The organism is Gammaproteobacteria bacterium, assembly GCA_029881255.1.
In the GTDB taxonomy this organism is placed as follows: domain Bacteria; phylum Pseudomonadota; class Gammaproteobacteria; order S012-40; family S012-40; genus JAOUMY01.
Window position 1 is genome coordinate 24,901 of record JAOUMY010000006.1, and the last position, 15,682, is coordinate 40,582.

Annotated in this window: 15 protein-coding genes; 8 read left to right on the top strand and 7 right to left on the bottom strand. The window is 47.9% G+C overall.

Features of this window, described 5'->3' with window-relative positions:
* Positions 1–10: 10 nt before the first annotated feature.
* The gene (locus OEZ43_12700) at positions 11–298 is read right to left on the bottom strand and encodes a DUF3817 domain-containing protein (protein ID MDH5546446.1); all 288 of its coding nucleotides are present in this window, start codon (positions 296–298) and stop codon (positions 11–13) included.
* Positions 299–408: 110 nt separating this feature from the next.
* On the opposite strand from OEZ43_12700, the gene OEZ43_12705 reads away from it, so the two are divergent.
* From OEZ43_12705 to OEZ43_12715, 3 genes are all read left to right on the top strand, one after another.
* Positions 409–2,205, top strand: coding sequence for an ABC transporter ATP-binding protein/permease (locus OEZ43_12705; GenBank protein MDH5546447.1), 1,797 nt, complete (start codon positions 409–411; stop codon positions 2,203–2,205).
* Positions 2,206–2,311: 106 nt separating this feature from the next.
* The gene (locus tag OEZ43_12710) at positions 2,312–4,036 is read left to right on the top strand and encodes a methyl-accepting chemotaxis protein (GenBank protein ID MDH5546448.1); all 1,725 of its coding nucleotides are present in this window, start codon (positions 2,312–2,314) and stop codon (positions 4,034–4,036) included.
* Between the two features lie 42 nt (positions 4,037–4,078).
* Complete coding sequence (locus tag OEZ43_12715; protein ID MDH5546449.1) at positions 4,079–4,858, top strand: RNA methyltransferase; 780 nt, start codon at positions 4,079–4,081, stop codon at positions 4,856–4,858.
* Here the strand turns inward: OEZ43_12715 and OEZ43_12720 are convergent.
* Positions 4,855–5,415 carry a YecA family protein gene (locus OEZ43_12720; GenBank protein ID MDH5546450.1) on the bottom strand — a complete coding sequence of 187 codons (561 nt, stop codon included), beginning with the start codon at positions 5,413–5,415 and terminating at the stop codon, positions 4,855–4,857. The two genes, OEZ43_12715 and OEZ43_12720, sit on opposite strands and share 4 nt — an antisense overlap.
* A gap of 86 nt (positions 5,416–5,501) precedes the next feature.
* Between OEZ43_12720 and OEZ43_12725 the strand changes: the two genes are divergently transcribed.
* The 3 genes from OEZ43_12725 to OEZ43_12735 all read left to right on the top strand — a co-directional run bounded on the left by OEZ43_12725 (position 5,502) and on the right by OEZ43_12735 (position 7,695).
* Positions 5,502–5,915 (top strand): DUF3592 domain-containing protein, encoded by a 414-nt coding sequence (locus OEZ43_12725; GenBank protein ID MDH5546451.1) that lies wholly within the window; start codon positions 5,502–5,504, stop codon positions 5,913–5,915.
* A 119-nt stretch (positions 5,916–6,034) separates the two neighbouring features.
* Positions 6,035–6,949 carry a hypothetical protein gene (locus OEZ43_12730; GenBank protein ID MDH5546452.1) on the top strand — a complete coding sequence of 305 codons (915 nt, stop codon included), beginning with the start codon at positions 6,035–6,037 and terminating at the stop codon, positions 6,947–6,949.
* A 146-nt stretch (positions 6,950–7,095) separates the two neighbouring features.
* Positions 7,096–7,695, top strand: coding sequence for a CBS domain-containing protein (locus OEZ43_12735; GenBank protein MDH5546453.1), 600 nt, complete (start codon positions 7,096–7,098; stop codon positions 7,693–7,695).
* A gap of 75 nt (positions 7,696–7,770) precedes the next feature.
* On the opposite strand, the gene OEZ43_12740 is transcribed toward OEZ43_12735, so the two are convergent.
* A complete protein-coding gene (locus OEZ43_12740) occupies positions 7,771–8,742 on the bottom strand; it encodes a glutathione S-transferase family protein (protein MDH5546454.1) in 972 nt (323 codons plus the stop codon).
* Positions 8,743–8,927: 185 nt separating this feature from the next.
* Between OEZ43_12740 and OEZ43_12745 the strand changes: the two genes are divergently transcribed.
* Positions 8,928–9,650, top strand: a complete 723-nt coding sequence (locus tag OEZ43_12745; GenBank protein MDH5546455.1) for a hypothetical protein — start codon at positions 8,928–8,930, stop codon at positions 9,648–9,650.
* Here OEZ43_12745 and OEZ43_12750 read toward each other — a convergent pair.
* Positions 9,647–9,988, bottom strand: coding sequence for a hypothetical protein (locus OEZ43_12750; protein MDH5546456.1), 342 nt, complete (start codon positions 9,986–9,988; stop codon positions 9,647–9,649). The genes OEZ43_12745 and OEZ43_12750 overlap by 4 nt on opposite strands.
* A 359-nt stretch (positions 9,989–10,347) precedes the next feature.
* Between OEZ43_12750 and OEZ43_12755 the strand changes: the two genes are divergently transcribed.
* Complete coding sequence (locus OEZ43_12755; GenBank protein MDH5546457.1) at positions 10,348–10,740, top strand: hypothetical protein; 393 nt, start codon at positions 10,348–10,350, stop codon at positions 10,738–10,740.
* A gap of 55 nt (positions 10,741–10,795) precedes the next feature.
* On the opposite strand, the gene OEZ43_12760 is transcribed toward OEZ43_12755, so the two are convergent.
* The 3 genes from OEZ43_12760 to OEZ43_12770 form a co-directional block, all read right to left on the bottom strand.
* Complete coding sequence (locus OEZ43_12760) at positions 10,796–12,010, bottom strand: hypothetical protein (GenBank protein ID MDH5546458.1); 1,215 nt, start codon at positions 12,008–12,010, stop codon at positions 10,796–10,798.
* 171 nt (positions 12,011–12,181) lie between these two features.
* Positions 12,182–12,796 (bottom strand): CBS domain-containing protein, encoded by a 615-nt coding sequence (locus OEZ43_12765; protein ID MDH5546459.1) that lies wholly within the window; start codon positions 12,794–12,796, stop codon positions 12,182–12,184.
* Positions 12,796–15,675 carry a hypothetical protein gene (locus OEZ43_12770; GenBank protein MDH5546460.1) on the bottom strand — a complete coding sequence of 960 codons (2,880 nt, stop codon included), beginning with the start codon at positions 15,673–15,675 and terminating at the stop codon, positions 12,796–12,798. Before OEZ43_12770 ends, OEZ43_12765 begins: the two co-directional genes overlap by 1 nt.
* Positions 15,676–15,682: the final 7 nt, after the last annotated feature.

Sequence of the window (15,682 nt, forward strand, 5' to 3'; positions counted from 1 at the left end):
TCTCTCAGAATTAGATACGCGCCCGAATACGGCGATCCATAACAACCATCCCGAATGGGATCATCGACGACAACACCAGTTGAAACAGAAAACCTTCTGACCATCCCTTGCGCTGGCTAGTCTTACTCGCGAGAAACACAAATACCATGAACAAGATGCCATGTATCCAACCGACAGTTGTTACCGCCTGTGGCATATCGGCATAATATTTTAACGGCATCGCCACAAATAATAAGGTCAGCAGGGAAACACCCTCGACAATAGCCATTACCCTTAGAGCCTTAACGGAATCTCTCATAATTACTTACTCCTCAGCGAAGGTCGGGCAGTATATCAAGCACGGCAGAAGCCTGCCACCTGCAGCGGTTTTCCGGTACTATAGGCTTCTATCCGACAGACTCGAGTTTTATGTCAGGCCACATACACTATACCGAGGCACCCAGCGCCAACCGCAGTGATTGGCATAATATCCGCGCACTCATGCCATACTTGTGGGAGTACAAAGGGCGCGTATTGCTGGCGCTTGTGTGTCTCATCCTGGCGAAAGTCGCCAATGTAGGCGTGCCGGTCATATTAAAAGATGTTGTCGATTCGCTGAATCTCGATCGTTCGGATCTGCTGGTACTTCCCGTAGCGCTGCTTTTGGCATACGGCGCCTTGCGCATTGCCAGTTCACTGTTCAACGAATTACGCGATGTCTTGTTTACGCGCGTGCGCTATCGCGCAATGCGTCGTTTGACAATACGCACACTCGGGCATTTGCACGAACTGGCATTGCGCTTTCATCTCGAACGTAAAACCGGCGCGATCAGTCGCGACCTGCAACGCGGCGCCACCAGTTTGAGTTCCTTACTGAATTATTTCACGTTTAGCATAATCCCGGTTGGCGTTGAATTTGTGCTGGTCGCGTCATATATGCTCAGCCATTATGACGTGATCTTTACTATCGTCATCTTTAGCAGTATCGCCGTGTATGTGGTGTTTACCCTGATGGTGATGAACTGGCGCATGTCCTACCGCCAGAATATGAATAAACACGAGTCTAACGCCAACAATATTGCTATCGACAGCCTGATAAATTATGAGACGGTCAAATATTTCAATAACGAGGATCTGGAAAAACGCCGCACCGATACCGAATTGGAGCAATGGGAAGATTTAGGCGTTAAAACGCAATCCTCCATGTCGCTACTCAATTTCGGGCAAAACGCCATTATTGCGATCGGCGTGACCGTGGTGATGTTTTTTGCTTCAAACGAAGTCGTAAACAGTCGCATGAGTATTGGTGACCTGGTTCTTGTTAATGCATTCCTGTTACAACTTTTCATACCATTGGGTTTTCTTGGCATTATCTACAGACAGATTCGTTACTCACTCACCGATATGGACAACCTGGTTAAGTTACTGGACCAAAAGCCGGAGATTGTCGATGCACCGAATGCGCAAAACCTCCAGGTGAGCAAAGGCGATATCCGATTTGAACATGTGAATTTCTCCTATCAAGTCGAGCGGCCAATTTTGCATGATGTCAGTTTCCATATCCGGCCGGGACAAAAGCTGGCTATCGTCGGCGCAAGTGGCGCGGGTAAATCAACGATCGCGAGATTGTTATACCGCTTTTACGATCTCAGTGGTGGTCGCATCACAATCGATGAACAGAATATCGTCGATGTAACCCAACATAGCCTTCGCCAACACATCGGTATCGTACCGCAAGATACCGTGTTGTTTAATGAAAGCATTTTTTACAACCTGCAATATGCCAATACTGCGGCAACGCGCGACGATGTGCTGCGCGCGGCAAAAATGGCCAACCTGCATGACTTCATTTCACAGCTACCCAATGGCTATGACACGCTTGTCGGCGAACGCGGTTTGAAACTTTCCGGCGGCGAGAAACAACGCGTGGCGATTGCGCGCGTGATACTTAAAAACCCTAGAATTCTTATCTTTGACGAAGCCACATCCGCATTGGATTCACACTCCGAAAGCCAGATCCTGGATGCGCTGCGCAGTGTCGCTCAAAACCACACCACGCTGGTTATTGCCCATCGTCTTTCGACGATAGTCGATGCCGATCAGATATTGGTTTTGGAGCAAGGACGTGTACTGGAAAGCGGCACCCACGAACAACTGTTAGCGCTAAACAAACACTACGCATCGATGTGGCGTCTGCAACTCAAAAAGAATGACCAGTCGGTCTAATATTCCCTTATTTTTTATCAAAGTTTACGTTAAGAAAAGTATTTTTTTGCCGAAACATTAACTGCCTCGGAGGCATTATCGTTTCTATAACGCAATAAAATAGTGAATGAAACAGATCTCTATCAAACAACTGGTGTACGCTATCGTTATCATGCTCGGTCTGGCCAGCATTGCATTAGCTGTTATAGCCGGGGGCACTTTTAAGTCAAGCGCCCTGAAATCTCAAAAAGAAACCCTACAAAGAATACTCGACGTTTCCTCTCAGGGCATGCTCGAAAAGCTGGAAGAATATGCTGCGGAAATTGGTTCGACTGCGCAACGCGACCCTGTACTGAAATCCGCTATACAAAATGACGTTTCGCTACGCGATGAAGCAATAGAACATTTAGACGATCAGTTTTCTCAATCAGTCATCTTGCGCAATCGCCTGCAACTACAATCAATGCGTGTCTTTGACACCGATCTCAAACTAGTAATGAAAAGCACGGAAGGAAGCCTGGCACTTTCCAGAGAGATGCCTCCGCTACTGCGCACGCAAGCGCAAGGCCGCACTGGTGCGGACAGGTTGAAGTCTGTACATGCCTTATGGAATTCCGGCCAGGAGGCTCACTATTCGATGCTGGTACCTATCGGCGGCCTGCGTCTGATGGGCTATCTCGAAGTGGTATTAAACCCCGTGAGCATTCTCCAAACTTTGGAACAAAAGCTACGCGCACCTCTTATGATTACATCCGGCGACACGGTGTTGTTTCAGTCGGAATCGTGGGATGAAGAAAAAGCCCACGCTACCTTACCGGTGAGTTTTGACTTGCAAAACCAGTTAAACGAGCAGGTAATGACCTTGACCATGCTTGAAGATATGAGCAATCTTTATCAAAGCATCGACAACACCAATCTAATGATGCTGACCAGTTTCGTCATCATTATTTTGATTGCAGTGGTACTCGCGCAGATTTTTCTGAGTCGTCTGCTGTTTACGCCACTAGGTACGTTCACACGTGCACTGCAATCCTGTGCTCAGGGTGATCTCAGCGTCAGCATTACGCAAACCAAGTTGCTAGAGTTGCAAATTCTGGGTGATTCACTGAATCAGCTAATGGATTCTCTAAAAAACCAAGTGGAAGAGATACAGAACAATACGGAGTCGGTAACTAAAGTCTCAAGAGAAGTGGACACCATAGTAAACACCCTCAATACCTCATCAAATGAATTGCGCGACTCCGTGGAACAGACCACGACATCAATCGACGCCATTTCCGAGTTGATCAATCTCACATCCGACAATGCAGAAAATACTAATAAACTTGCGCAAGAAGCCGCACAGCAAACCGCGCAAGGGGAAGCGGCTGTAACGCAAACCGTAGAGGCCATGCGTGAGATCGCGCGACAGGTTTCACAAGTCGAAGAAATTGCATACAAGACAAATATTCTGGCCTTGAACGCCTCTATTGAGGCCGCTCGCGCCAACGAACACGGCAGAGGATTTTCTGTTGTCGCCGAAGAGGTTCGCAAGCTCGCCGGACGCAGTCAGCAACTCGCACGTGAAATCGCCGACTCAGCAAGCAATAGCGTGAATATTTCTGAGCACGCAGGCAAGCTGCTGAAGGAAATCACACCCAATATTGAACGCACGGCGCATCTGGTCAAGCAAATTTATCACGCATCGACTGAACAACGTAAGAGCGCGAATCTGGTTAGCACCTCTATACACCAACTGGAACAGGTAGCGCACACCAATGCGCAAGCCTCGGACAAACTCAGCGCCGCCTCAAATTCATTAAACTCTGAATCTGACAAGCTCACTTCCATCGTTAAGTTCTTCCGCTTATAGGCAGCACTGCTATAATCCCGCTTTATCTCTGCACAAGCGGCCATGGAAACGAAACTCATACAATCCAGCGACAATGCCAATTTCAAGAACTGGAAAAAGCTCGCCTGTTCCACCCGTGAACGCCGCAAACAGGGACGCACCTTGCTTGACGGTATACATTTATTGCAGGCGCTTTATGAAACCGGCGGTAAACCGGACCTTATCATTCTCGATCAGGCGCAGCAGGACAAACAAGAATTTCAACAATACCTGCAGACAGTCGATTGTCCGAAAGTGGTGCTGACCTCGGCACTTTTTCGCGAGATATCTCGAGTCGAGACGCCCAGCGGCATCGTCGGTATCTATCCCGTGCCCGTCCCGGCAAAACACGCGCAGGGTTTCATTGTGCTACTGGAGAATATTCAAGACCCGGGAAATCTCGGCAGCATAATACGCACAGCAGCGGCGGCGGCCGTCGATGGGATCTATCTATCTAAAGGGTGCGCCGAAGCCTGGTCGCCCAAGGCGTTACGCGCGGGTATGGGCGCTCATTTCAATGTCCCCATCTATGAAAAGCATGATCTGATTCCATTGGCCATACGATCAGACAGGGTGTTGGCAACCAGCCTGTCCGCGCAAAAATCTCTGTACGACACAGTGCTGGGAGGCGATATTGCCTTCGTCTTTGGCAATGAAGGCACCGGATTGACACCCGAATTGCTCAAACATATCAACGAGCACGTTCTGATTCCCATGCCAGGAAAAATAGAGTCGTTGAACGTGGCCGCCGCAGCGGCGGTATGTTTATTTGAACGGGTAAGACAAACGAAGGCGAGACCTTAGTGTTTACGCCAGAAGGCGTATAGACCACCAACGGCGCCAGGCACCAATTCGACCAGTTGGGAGTATTCCTCGTCATCGATATCCGCGTCCTCATCGGACGCCAACATGGCGAGACGGGCGATGGGCATTAACAATTCCTGTTCATTGCGAGGCAGGTCTTCCCATAAGTGTTGGTGGGAACTCACCGCCAGCATAAAGCCGTAACACCAGCCCTCATGGGTCTCCAGAAGTTCACCGTCCTCTTCTTCCTCGACTATCAGGGGCTCAAAAACCTCCCCGGAGGACAATTCATTGTTTATATCGTTACGCATGCGCCATAGCAGGGAAACCATACGTTCTTTCTCATCGTCGTCATGAAACGCCGGATCACCCCATATACCTTGCATCCAACCCTCATCAAACAGGGTAGCATCGGCGCTGACAACCAGGGCAGTGATGTATCCGTGAGCCTCATCGACAGACAGACGCTCATCTTCTTCTTCGTCTCCGGACAATAAAAAGTTATCCAGTTCAACGATCTCATCGTCACTCAGTGGCGTGACATACTCTGAACTCATATCAATATTTCCCGGCTGTAATTAATCAAAGAAACTCGCGAATTAGCGAAATAATGCGGTTATAGCCTGCTAGGCACTTATTATAAGTGCGTTATACTATCGTCACCATGTTTAGTCCATACACCATCATACTTTTTTTATTTTCACTGGCAGGACTTGTGATTGCCGTACGCGCGTGGATTTCCATGCAGCGCTCCCAGCTACAGCCGGATTGGCTGGCCGTCGATGCCATTGTGCAACGGATTTCCGGCAGCAAGGATCTCAATCCTGAATTGACGTTCAGATACCTCGTAAATACCGATTCTTATGAAGACACGCTCGAGATACCGGTAGGTCACGATTTGACAAAAGCCGAGCCCGGTAATCACATAACGGTTTATTACGACCCCGACCATCCATCTCAGGTTCGATTACAGGCGAAAGGCCCCAAAGATGGCTGGCTGATCTTTGCTTCTGGCACAGGCGCTATGCTTCTTGGCATTGTAATGCTTCTCCAGTAACAAACACTGCGCATTTTTGCACTTGCATCGCCTGGCCATGTGCTGCTACTTTTCATGTAATACCTACAATAATACGGGGAGACGGAATTTGTTTCGTTTACTTATCGTAGGTAATCTTTATGGAAGAAGAATCAGCTATTCCTCGTCTGTCGCATGGCGGTCCCTATCTGGGGGATGTAAAAGAACTCATTTACGACGTGATGCGCATGGCAGTTTATGCCGCTGAAACCGGCAACCTGCAAGCACATATCAAGCTCTCCGAACTCTATCGCATCTGGAACAGAAAAATTGTCGATGGCGATGACATTGATAGCGATGACATCACGCTGCTACAACTCTATTACCACGATCTGACGCTGCAATTGAAACCGGTCACAGCAATCAGTCTTCGCGCGACAGAGAGTACGTTTGGAAAAGACTACATGTTGACCGAGGCAGGTAAGCATGCCCGCAATATGTGGATCACCGCATTCGGCGTGCTCGCCTTGATTATGGGCATTAGCCTGTTTCAATACACCTTCGAATTTTACAGCGCGCAATGGGCGCAAGATATGGGTAGCAATTTTGCGCTGATGTCTATTTTTTATTGGGTGGCATTAAGTATCGCGCCATTTGCCTACGGCGCATTTGGCGCATCAGTGCGTTTGTTACGTATTACTGAGCAAAAGTTACGCCTGCGTTCTTTTGATCCACGCCGATTACCGGAACATCGCAATCGTTTAGTCCTCGGCACTCTGAGCGGCGGAGTGCTAGTCATGTTATACAGTTCCGGTGGCGTTACCGACACTGGCGTCAAACTCACCGAAGTCACTATAGGATTTATTGCAGGCTATAGCATCGATGTACTGTTCTCCATACTCGATGGTCTTGTAGTACGACTTTCATTTAAGCCTGTCATAAGACAGACGACAACGATAACGAACACATCCAGTCCGGCGTCGCCACCGGCCCGTGAAAGCGAGGACCAAAAAATCCTGAACAAGATACTCGGCAACAAGCCGATGAAGTCAAACTCACGCGTCGAAATGGAATAATTTAGACTCAAAATATAAATAATTAATTGAATTTAATAGACGAAAAAAAAATTAAATTCCTAGCTGGCATCTAGGAAATCTGTCTACTATATTGAAATAAGCAGCTATTGCTAACTATGTCCAATCATTTCGTGGGGAGAATGAGTATGCCGAATCACTTCAAGGCAATAAACAACAACATCCTTTCAAACAGCGCTTCCTTATACCGTCCGACACATATGATACCCAACAGCGTTATGCTGGATGATCCGGGTCTCGCAGTGATGACGGACCTCGAACAGATTAGTGCTTTTACAATAAATCCTGCGGCCACCATCGAACAGGCCAATGAGAAAATGATGATATGCGGCGTTCGTTTGCTATTCGTAATCGATTTGTCAGGTAATCTTGCTGGTTTGATTACCGCTGTCGATATACTCGGAGAAAAACCACTGGCATATTTACAGGAACACGGTGGAAACTATACCGATATCCTGGTGCAGGACATCATGACGCGACGCGAAAAACTTGAAGCTATTTCCATGCGCGATTTACTCAAGTCTAATGTTGGTGATGTCGTGGAAACACTGCGACGCGCCAAGCGACAACATATTCTGGTTTATGAAACTCTCGATGATTCCAGTCATCAACTCATACGCGGCATTATTTCCAGCACGCAAGTCGAGAGACAGCTGGGTTTTGAAATCGAAAACCTGCGTCGTGCGCAGAATTTTGCTGAACTCGAACGGGCCTTACTGGCCAGTTAATCTTTCAATACACCATATATAGCAATATCCTCACATCGCGGATACAGTAACAACTGTATCCGCGATGTGTTTGCGTTATGCAAATGTATTCCGCTCATGAGGCGCGTCGAAATCAATGTCCGGGCCTTTGGGAACAATAAGACTCGGATTGATCTGAGCGTGACTGCGGTAATAGTGTTCCTTGATATGCTGCAGATTCACGGTGTCACCGATTTCCGGTATTTGGTAAATATCTCGGGTGTAATTCCAAAGATTAGGATAATCCACCAGACGTTTTCTATTGCACTTGAAATGTCCGACATACACGGCATCAAATCTCACTAAAGTCGGAAACAATCGGATGTCTGCTTCGCTTAGTTGTTCTCCACAGAGATAACGCTGACGAGATAAGATTTCTTCAAGCCAGTCTAAAGCACTGAACAACACATCGAAGGCTTCTTCATAGGCTTCCTGAGTGCGTGCGAATCCTGTCTTGTACACGCCATTGTTCACATCGTTATAGACGCGTGAATTTATTGTATCAATCGTATCGCGCAGATGCGGTGGATAAAAATCGGTCTGCACTGCTGTCAGCGTATTGAATTCCGTGTTCAACATTCGGATGATTTCCGAAGACTCGTTGTTGACGATCTGCTGCGTATGTTTGTCCCATAATACCGGTACCGTCACATAACCACTGTATTGTGCATCAGACTTCAAATAGATCTCATAGAGATTTTTTGCCTGATAAAGGTGGTCTGGGGTGCATCCCTCGCAATCACCAAAGTGCCAGCTTCGCTCACCCATAAACGGGTCAACTACCGACACGCTGATGACCTCTTGTAATTTTTTCAAGGCGCGGTATATCAGGGTACGATGCGCCCACGGACAGGCCAGCGAAACGTAAAGATGATAACGCCCGGATTCCGGCGTGAATGGCGAACTTCCATCTGCGCGTATCCAGTGCCGAAACAGACTATCCATACGCAAAAATCTGCCGCGTGTTTTCTTTAAATCTTCGTCAACATCCTGCCAATTTCCGTCTATTAAAATTTGCCCTACTGCCATATCAAACTGTCTCTCGCTTTATTTGCATACCTGTAAAACCCTAACACAAATGCCCACGCTATGACGGTGATTTGTTGACACCTCGCAAAACGCACAGTATTTGCTATAGATCGCAAATTTTTCACTCAATCGAGCAAGACTTGACCCGATATAGTAACAGTCCCCCTCAAATTAGAGCTAATGTCATGGATTCGGAAAAAATTAGCGGTAGCGATCATGTTATTCGCTACAAATTTGCCAAAGAAAATGGACAATCCGTCAGCTATATAATCGAAATCGACGGCAATTCCCTGCTTCGAAAAGGGGTAAGTATCAACCCCGAACATGAGAGCTGGACCTCGCTCGAACATAATCAATGTCGCCATTGCCCGCTTACCACTGAAACACACCGACACTGTCCGGCGGCATTGACGCTCAGCGCCATCATCGACGACTGGGCAGATTCGAGACCTACCGATGAGGTTTATCTGGAGTGCCGCACGGCTCAGCGGAGAATTACCGCATATGCCAGTGTTCAGAATGGATTGGGCGCCCTCCTGGGCCTGCTATTGGCAACAAGTGAATGCCCACATTTTAATTTCTTCAAACCCATGGCCCGCTTTCATCTACCCCTTGCGACACCCGCAGAATCCTACTTTCGCGTATTGGGCACCTATTTCGTCCAGGAATTCTTCGCCAACAAGGGCGATATGTCCCATGTACTAGACGATATTACGAAGTTGTATAACGATCTTGAAAGGGTCAACCAATCACTTGCTAAACGCGTAATCAGCTATAAGAACCAATCAGCAACGCTGAGTGCTTTGGTGGTATTAGACCTGCTGGCCAAACTGTTTTCAGTGTCTCCAGAAGAGTCGCTGGAGGAGATTCAGCGACTCTTTCCCGCCAAAGGGCGTGACTCGCATTAGGCAACGTTGCGTTGCGGCTCAATATCAACGTGCTCATCCATAAATACCTGGACATAGAATAAAACCAGGTCACGTAGTTCATTTTCCACGGTTGCCCGCGACAGGCCATTTGGCAGGTGCAATTCCTCAACATTATTGTTGGTGCAGGAGAATTGCTCCTTAGGGTCGAGATACATAAACTCTGGGTCACCCTTACATCTAGGAGAAGCAAATATACTCAATCCCGCATATCGTCTTTCCTGACTGATATAGCGTGAAAAATAGCGACAAAATTTTTCGATATGCCATTTTCCATCAGCTCCCAGAAGATCATGCTGAATATGAAACATTAAAATCATGGTTACGCTCCCCGATAACGGCGTTTACTTTTCAACTGTCAGCTAGTTCATCGGATGCCTATGCGCTGACTCGAGTAAACAAATGTTAAAAGCGGGGTTAATGACAAGCTCGTAATGTCTTAGCGCAATAAAACCGGAAATTTTCACGCGATTTCAATTTCAACCCTTTATTATCAATAAGTTACTACATGAGCCACTGTACCCCTATTCGTTAGTCAAGTATTTTCTCCCTCTGGATATTGGAATTGCCAAGCAGTACACAGAATTTTTCATCTCCACCTATCAAAGTCCGCCACCCTCGCCCGAAAACATGGGTATGCAGCATTTGTCTGCTTTAAGTACAACGGAGTGGAGAAAACATGAAAAAACATATATTAATTGGTGCGATGCTATCCGCCTCTTTAATCTTTACTGGTGCCGCTAATGCTCAAGAGGGATTCATCGACGGTTTTCAGGCAGCTGAAAATCATGAATACCAACAGGCCGCGCTACAGTGGGAAACGCTTGCGCAAAAAGGTGATGCAACAGCGCAATTTATGTTGGGTATGATGTATCACGGTGGATTGGTCAACGGTACGCCTGATGAGAAAACAGCCGTCGTTCTATATGAAAAAGCGGCTCAAGGTGGAAACCTTGTTGCTCAGGAATATCTGGCAGTTGGTTATCGCGAAGGCTGGTTCGGACTGAAAAAAGACACTAAAAAAGCACGTTTCTGGGAAAAGGAATTGGAGAAAGTCGGCGAACTACGCTAATAAAAGCCCGCAAGTATACAAAACCCCGAATGCTCACGCATTCGGGGTTTTTCTTTTAGTTCGGTATATACGTATTGCGGCGTGATAATACGTCATCCTCTGTATACCACTGCAAATCCGCACCCGCATCGTTATACACATTCGTTTCCGTCATATGCGCAGTCGCGTCATAGGTATGGGTGTGATAACCGGTGATCACATCATCCGCAGTGAAACAGGTGTTGTCTGCGCCAACACTGGCATTGGTAGAAATGCTCGGCGTATTGTCTGCGTTAAATTGCGTGATGCCACAGCTTTCCGCAACATCATCCGCATTAAACCAAATCATATCCAGGCCCGGGTTGCTAAAGAACAAGCTGTTGGTCAGATTTCCTACATCATTGTAGACGTAATTATGATAATAGCCGACGACGTCATCTGGTGTGTTGGGCAACAAATCCAACCCAGGATTGATAAAGAAAACATGTTTGTCGGCCTGGCCTGCGGCATTGTGACTAACCAAAGAGAAATGACCAATGACATTATCCCCCAGCGTCGCCCAGTCCATGTCCGGTCCAGGACCACGATATAACACCCATTGCTCGCTGCCATCAGCCAGTACCGTATCCGCGGATACCGACATGACATCATCATCGGCAGTAAACCAGACACCATCTAGCCCGGGAGCATTGTAATGGGCTGTCGCCACGGCTGCGCCTGTGGCGTCGACGACATCGGCAACATACAGTGTCACGGTATCATCTGCCGTAAACCAGATCGTATCCGCACCCGGGGTCGAATACACCACCGCTTGCGCACCCAGCGGATTATTGGCGACTACAAATGAGGTGTAATTCAACACATCATCGTCAGGCGTAAACCAGACACCATCTGCGCCGGGGGCATCGAAAGTGGTCCGCCGTGTTCTTATGCCTGACGCATCATAGTCATACAGCTTATAGCTGGTGACCAGCCCTGCCTGATAGAAGATGCGTTCCTTAATCCTGCTGGTACCCGAGGCACTAACTGCGGCGGTAGTGCGTGATCGAATCTGTCGATTGGCGCGTATGGCAGACTGATCAAATTCGCCCCGGCTATCGGTTAATGACACTCGTGTCTGATCATCGAGTGTAATGATGGATTGGGACTCACCACCGCCAAGCTCGCCGGGCAATATGATGACTGGGCGCTGGTTTACCACACCCGTGGTTCTGTCAGTTATTGTCGGTAAAGGCTCTGCGCACGCAATAAACAGGAAAACCGGCACAGCGTAGAGTGCGATTCTTTTCATGAAATTTCCCCACATAGTTTATTGGTATAGTTATTTTTCTTTTATATATGACTACTTTAGTAATGAATGCCTGCAAGATCAACCATGAATTCCTTCATGTATTGAATACACGCCTGAAATTCAAAAGCTTAGGAAAATCCGGAAAACTACAAAAGCGGCAGGATGAATAATTCAGGCCCAGCTTTCAACTTGAGATGAGTAAACAACCGCGCCAAGAATATCGCTGCGCGTGATAATGCCGACCAGTACGTCATCGCGCATAATCGGCATCGCGCCAATACGCTGCCGAAAGAAAACGGCCGCTATCTGGGAGATAACCGTATTCGTCGTCGCCGTGAGTACCCGTGTTTGCATGATGCTGTCTAGGGCCCCGGCTGCATGCATCCCCCCTGTCGGCATGTATTTCTCCAATACCGACAACAAATCCCGATCGGACACGATACCCTGCAAATGCCCGGTATCGTCCACCACCGGCACATGTCGAAAACGATGTTCACGAAAAAATTTCCACGCATCAGGTATCGTCGTCTTTAACGACAAGGTCATCACCGGACTACTCATGAGCTGTTCCGCGACCAGTTCTTTATAAGGTTTCGCGCCGCTACCTTCTTCATAGGCATAACGAAGTCGGTCACGACCGTAATGCAGACGCTCTTCGACCGGTACGCTTTTTTCTACGTGACGTATAGGCACCGTGCCGTTTACCGGTTCGATGATTTTCTCTTTAAAGAGATTGTCGAGTTTAATCTCATCGCGGATGCCCGGACCTATGATAGAAAACGCCATTAGAAATCACTCGTCAATGTTAAATATCCACGTGATCGTTTATCACCGTCCATCGCCTTCGCCAGACCAATATGTATATTCAAAGGCATGTAGTAAAAGGAGATCGTATTAATACGCATCTCTGCCCCAACTCCGCGATACCAGTCTGTCATAGAAAGTATATCTCTCACTCCCGAAATGTGATCTTTACCCCATCCGGCTTCAGCGTAAAACGCCATGGACAAATAATTGATACCGATAGGCGGGGCCATTAAGCCACGCTCCAAACGCCCCAGCGGAACACGTAATTCAGCACCGGCGAAGAGTATTTTACGCGCGTTAATCTGTGCTTCCGGATAGGCACGCATGGGAAATGAGCGCCCCCCCCAACCAGACTGTATCGACTGAGCCTGTAGCGATTTGCCCCCGAGTAGCGAACGATCTGCCTGATCAAATCCCGCCACGCCAATACCGCGAAGTGCGAGTACGCGATTCCGTTTCAAATTGATGTATTCACTCCAAATGCCGCGCGCCAGATTGCCTTGTTCCCCGCTCTCATAGCGGTGTGTTTCCAAGGCAAATTCGATTTCCCGGCCATCTTCAGGACTGATAGACAAACGTGGACGAAAGTGATTTTTATAACCCACGCCAAGGCCACCAAGATAGAGCCTATCCTTGGTTAACATTTCTTGCGTCGATGAAGACAGGATGTGGTTTTCCTGAACCTCTCCACGCAAAGTGAAATACGCACCTTGACGTATTTTGCTCCAGGGCAATAACAGCGACATCCCCGCAAAGCGATCATCATAAAGATCTTTAGTCGTATCGTTTGCAATTCCAATTTCGCGCCCGCCATCCAGATTGATTTGCGGTGTCCAGCGATTGTTGATGTATCCAAGATAAAACGAAATCTGTTCTGGATTGCCGTTATAAAAAACTCTGGTGAAGTAATTGTGATGATCTAAGGGATCTGAGCCCAATAAAGAGATACCGCCGATGAACCCCGCATCGCCGCCATACCCTATTGCCCACCCCCATGCCGTAGGCGTCATGTATCGCAGACCGGAATAGCTACGCTCCTGCAATCCGGGAATATCTCTAAACGTCCTGCCTGTACCAGATGACAACACGGCTGTTGATGGCCTTGTTACCACCGCAGATTCTGGACTGATCTTCATTTGGTAAAGATCAAATCCATCGATGTGATAGCCGGTATAGAACAGTTGATCGTTTCTTACCTGGGGATTGAAGGCACCGCTAATGACTTGCGTAATACGACGTATCTCGCCGCTTTCCCGATCAAGGCGATGGATATCGTAGACGCCCTCATTTTCCATCGTAAAAAAAACATAGCGACCGTCTTCCGACACAAAGGGGTGATTTTCAATTTCGGGACCACGTGTCAGTAATTGCCACTTGCCGGTATCGAGTGAGTATTGCTGTAGATTCCATCCACTTTCCGGCTCCCACACTGACGCGATAATGTGCTTACCATCGGGCGTCCACGTTGGAGAACTCACCACAACATTAGCGGGAGACTCCCACAAGGTTTTCACGATATTTCCGGATTTATCTGCCAGCATTAATCGATTGCGATCCGCCTCGGATTGAGCCAGCAAAAGCTGTTCGCCATTGGGGTGCCAGGCTACAAAGTGAAAACGACCTTGGGAAGTGAGTCGTTTGAGTGATTTGGACTGAGGTGCTAATAAATAGAGATCATAAAACATCTCGACATTCTGATTTGTTTCCGGCATCACCACTGCAATTCCCGACTCGGCATGATAATCAAAACGCGCTGAATGATTGACTTCTACAACGATTGATTCTTTGCCTGACGGTTCGCGCTTATAAATAGTATTTCGGTTAACACCGTCGCTACTCACAAAATACAACTCGCCCGAAGCAGCAATACGCGGATTACTTGTTCTGTAGGCGCGATGTGTAAGTCGTTCACCGCTACGCTGCTGCGATTCCAGTCTTTCGATATCGCTGTCAAACTTTTTGTGTAAGTAAACTTCAAACGCTTTCCATAACTCGTGCAGGTTCTTGTCAAACACTTGCAAGGCCGTGTAATTCACGAAAAAGGGAAGAAAGTTATCGCTGTGTTCATGCAACCATTGCCGCATCTTGTCCTCGCCATAGGTTTCGGCAAGAAAACGGTGAAAATACACACCGTATAGATATGGCACTGTCCCACCGGGCCAGGTGGAGTAAATCTGATTTGCCTTACGTATGGGCTGGATGCCGTTGATGACCTCGGTACGCATCATCATCTCGAAATAACTGCTCTGCCCTCGTCCGATCCCGCGCGTATCGTCGGTTTCCACATAGGTGGCCAGACCTTCCTTCATCCAATGGGGCGTGGCCCATTGCGGAAACACAAAGTAATACAGGAGCGGGTTGCGACCTACGAGTACTCGCAGAAAACGAGGAACCCCCTTGGCCATGTCCAGATGCAAAATATGGGTGTATTCGTGAAAGATCACCGTTTCCAACCAGCCCCCGTGATCTTCAAGACTGTCGATATCATCAGGTGGTGACACGAAAATATACATGGTATTGCGCGGCAGTGGCGTTGCAGCGCCATTACTCATGTCGATGCGATCGATCAAAACCATATGGGTCTGGGAACCAGGCATCCAGGTAAGGCGCTCACTCAATTCTGCATGAGCCGCTTCGGCAATCGCCACTGCTCGTGGGGCAAGATGCTCTATACCCTTATGGTAGTGGGTGATGAAATGTTCACTTTCGATGGTATACCAGGGAATTGTCGGCCCGGAAAATGCCGTCGCCCGAGCGTCGACTGATATGCAGCACAGCAAGATCAACATCAGTACCGGCTTTATTATATCTATTTTTTGCCCGGTGATACGACCAGACAGATGATTATGCGTAGCCACAAACGCT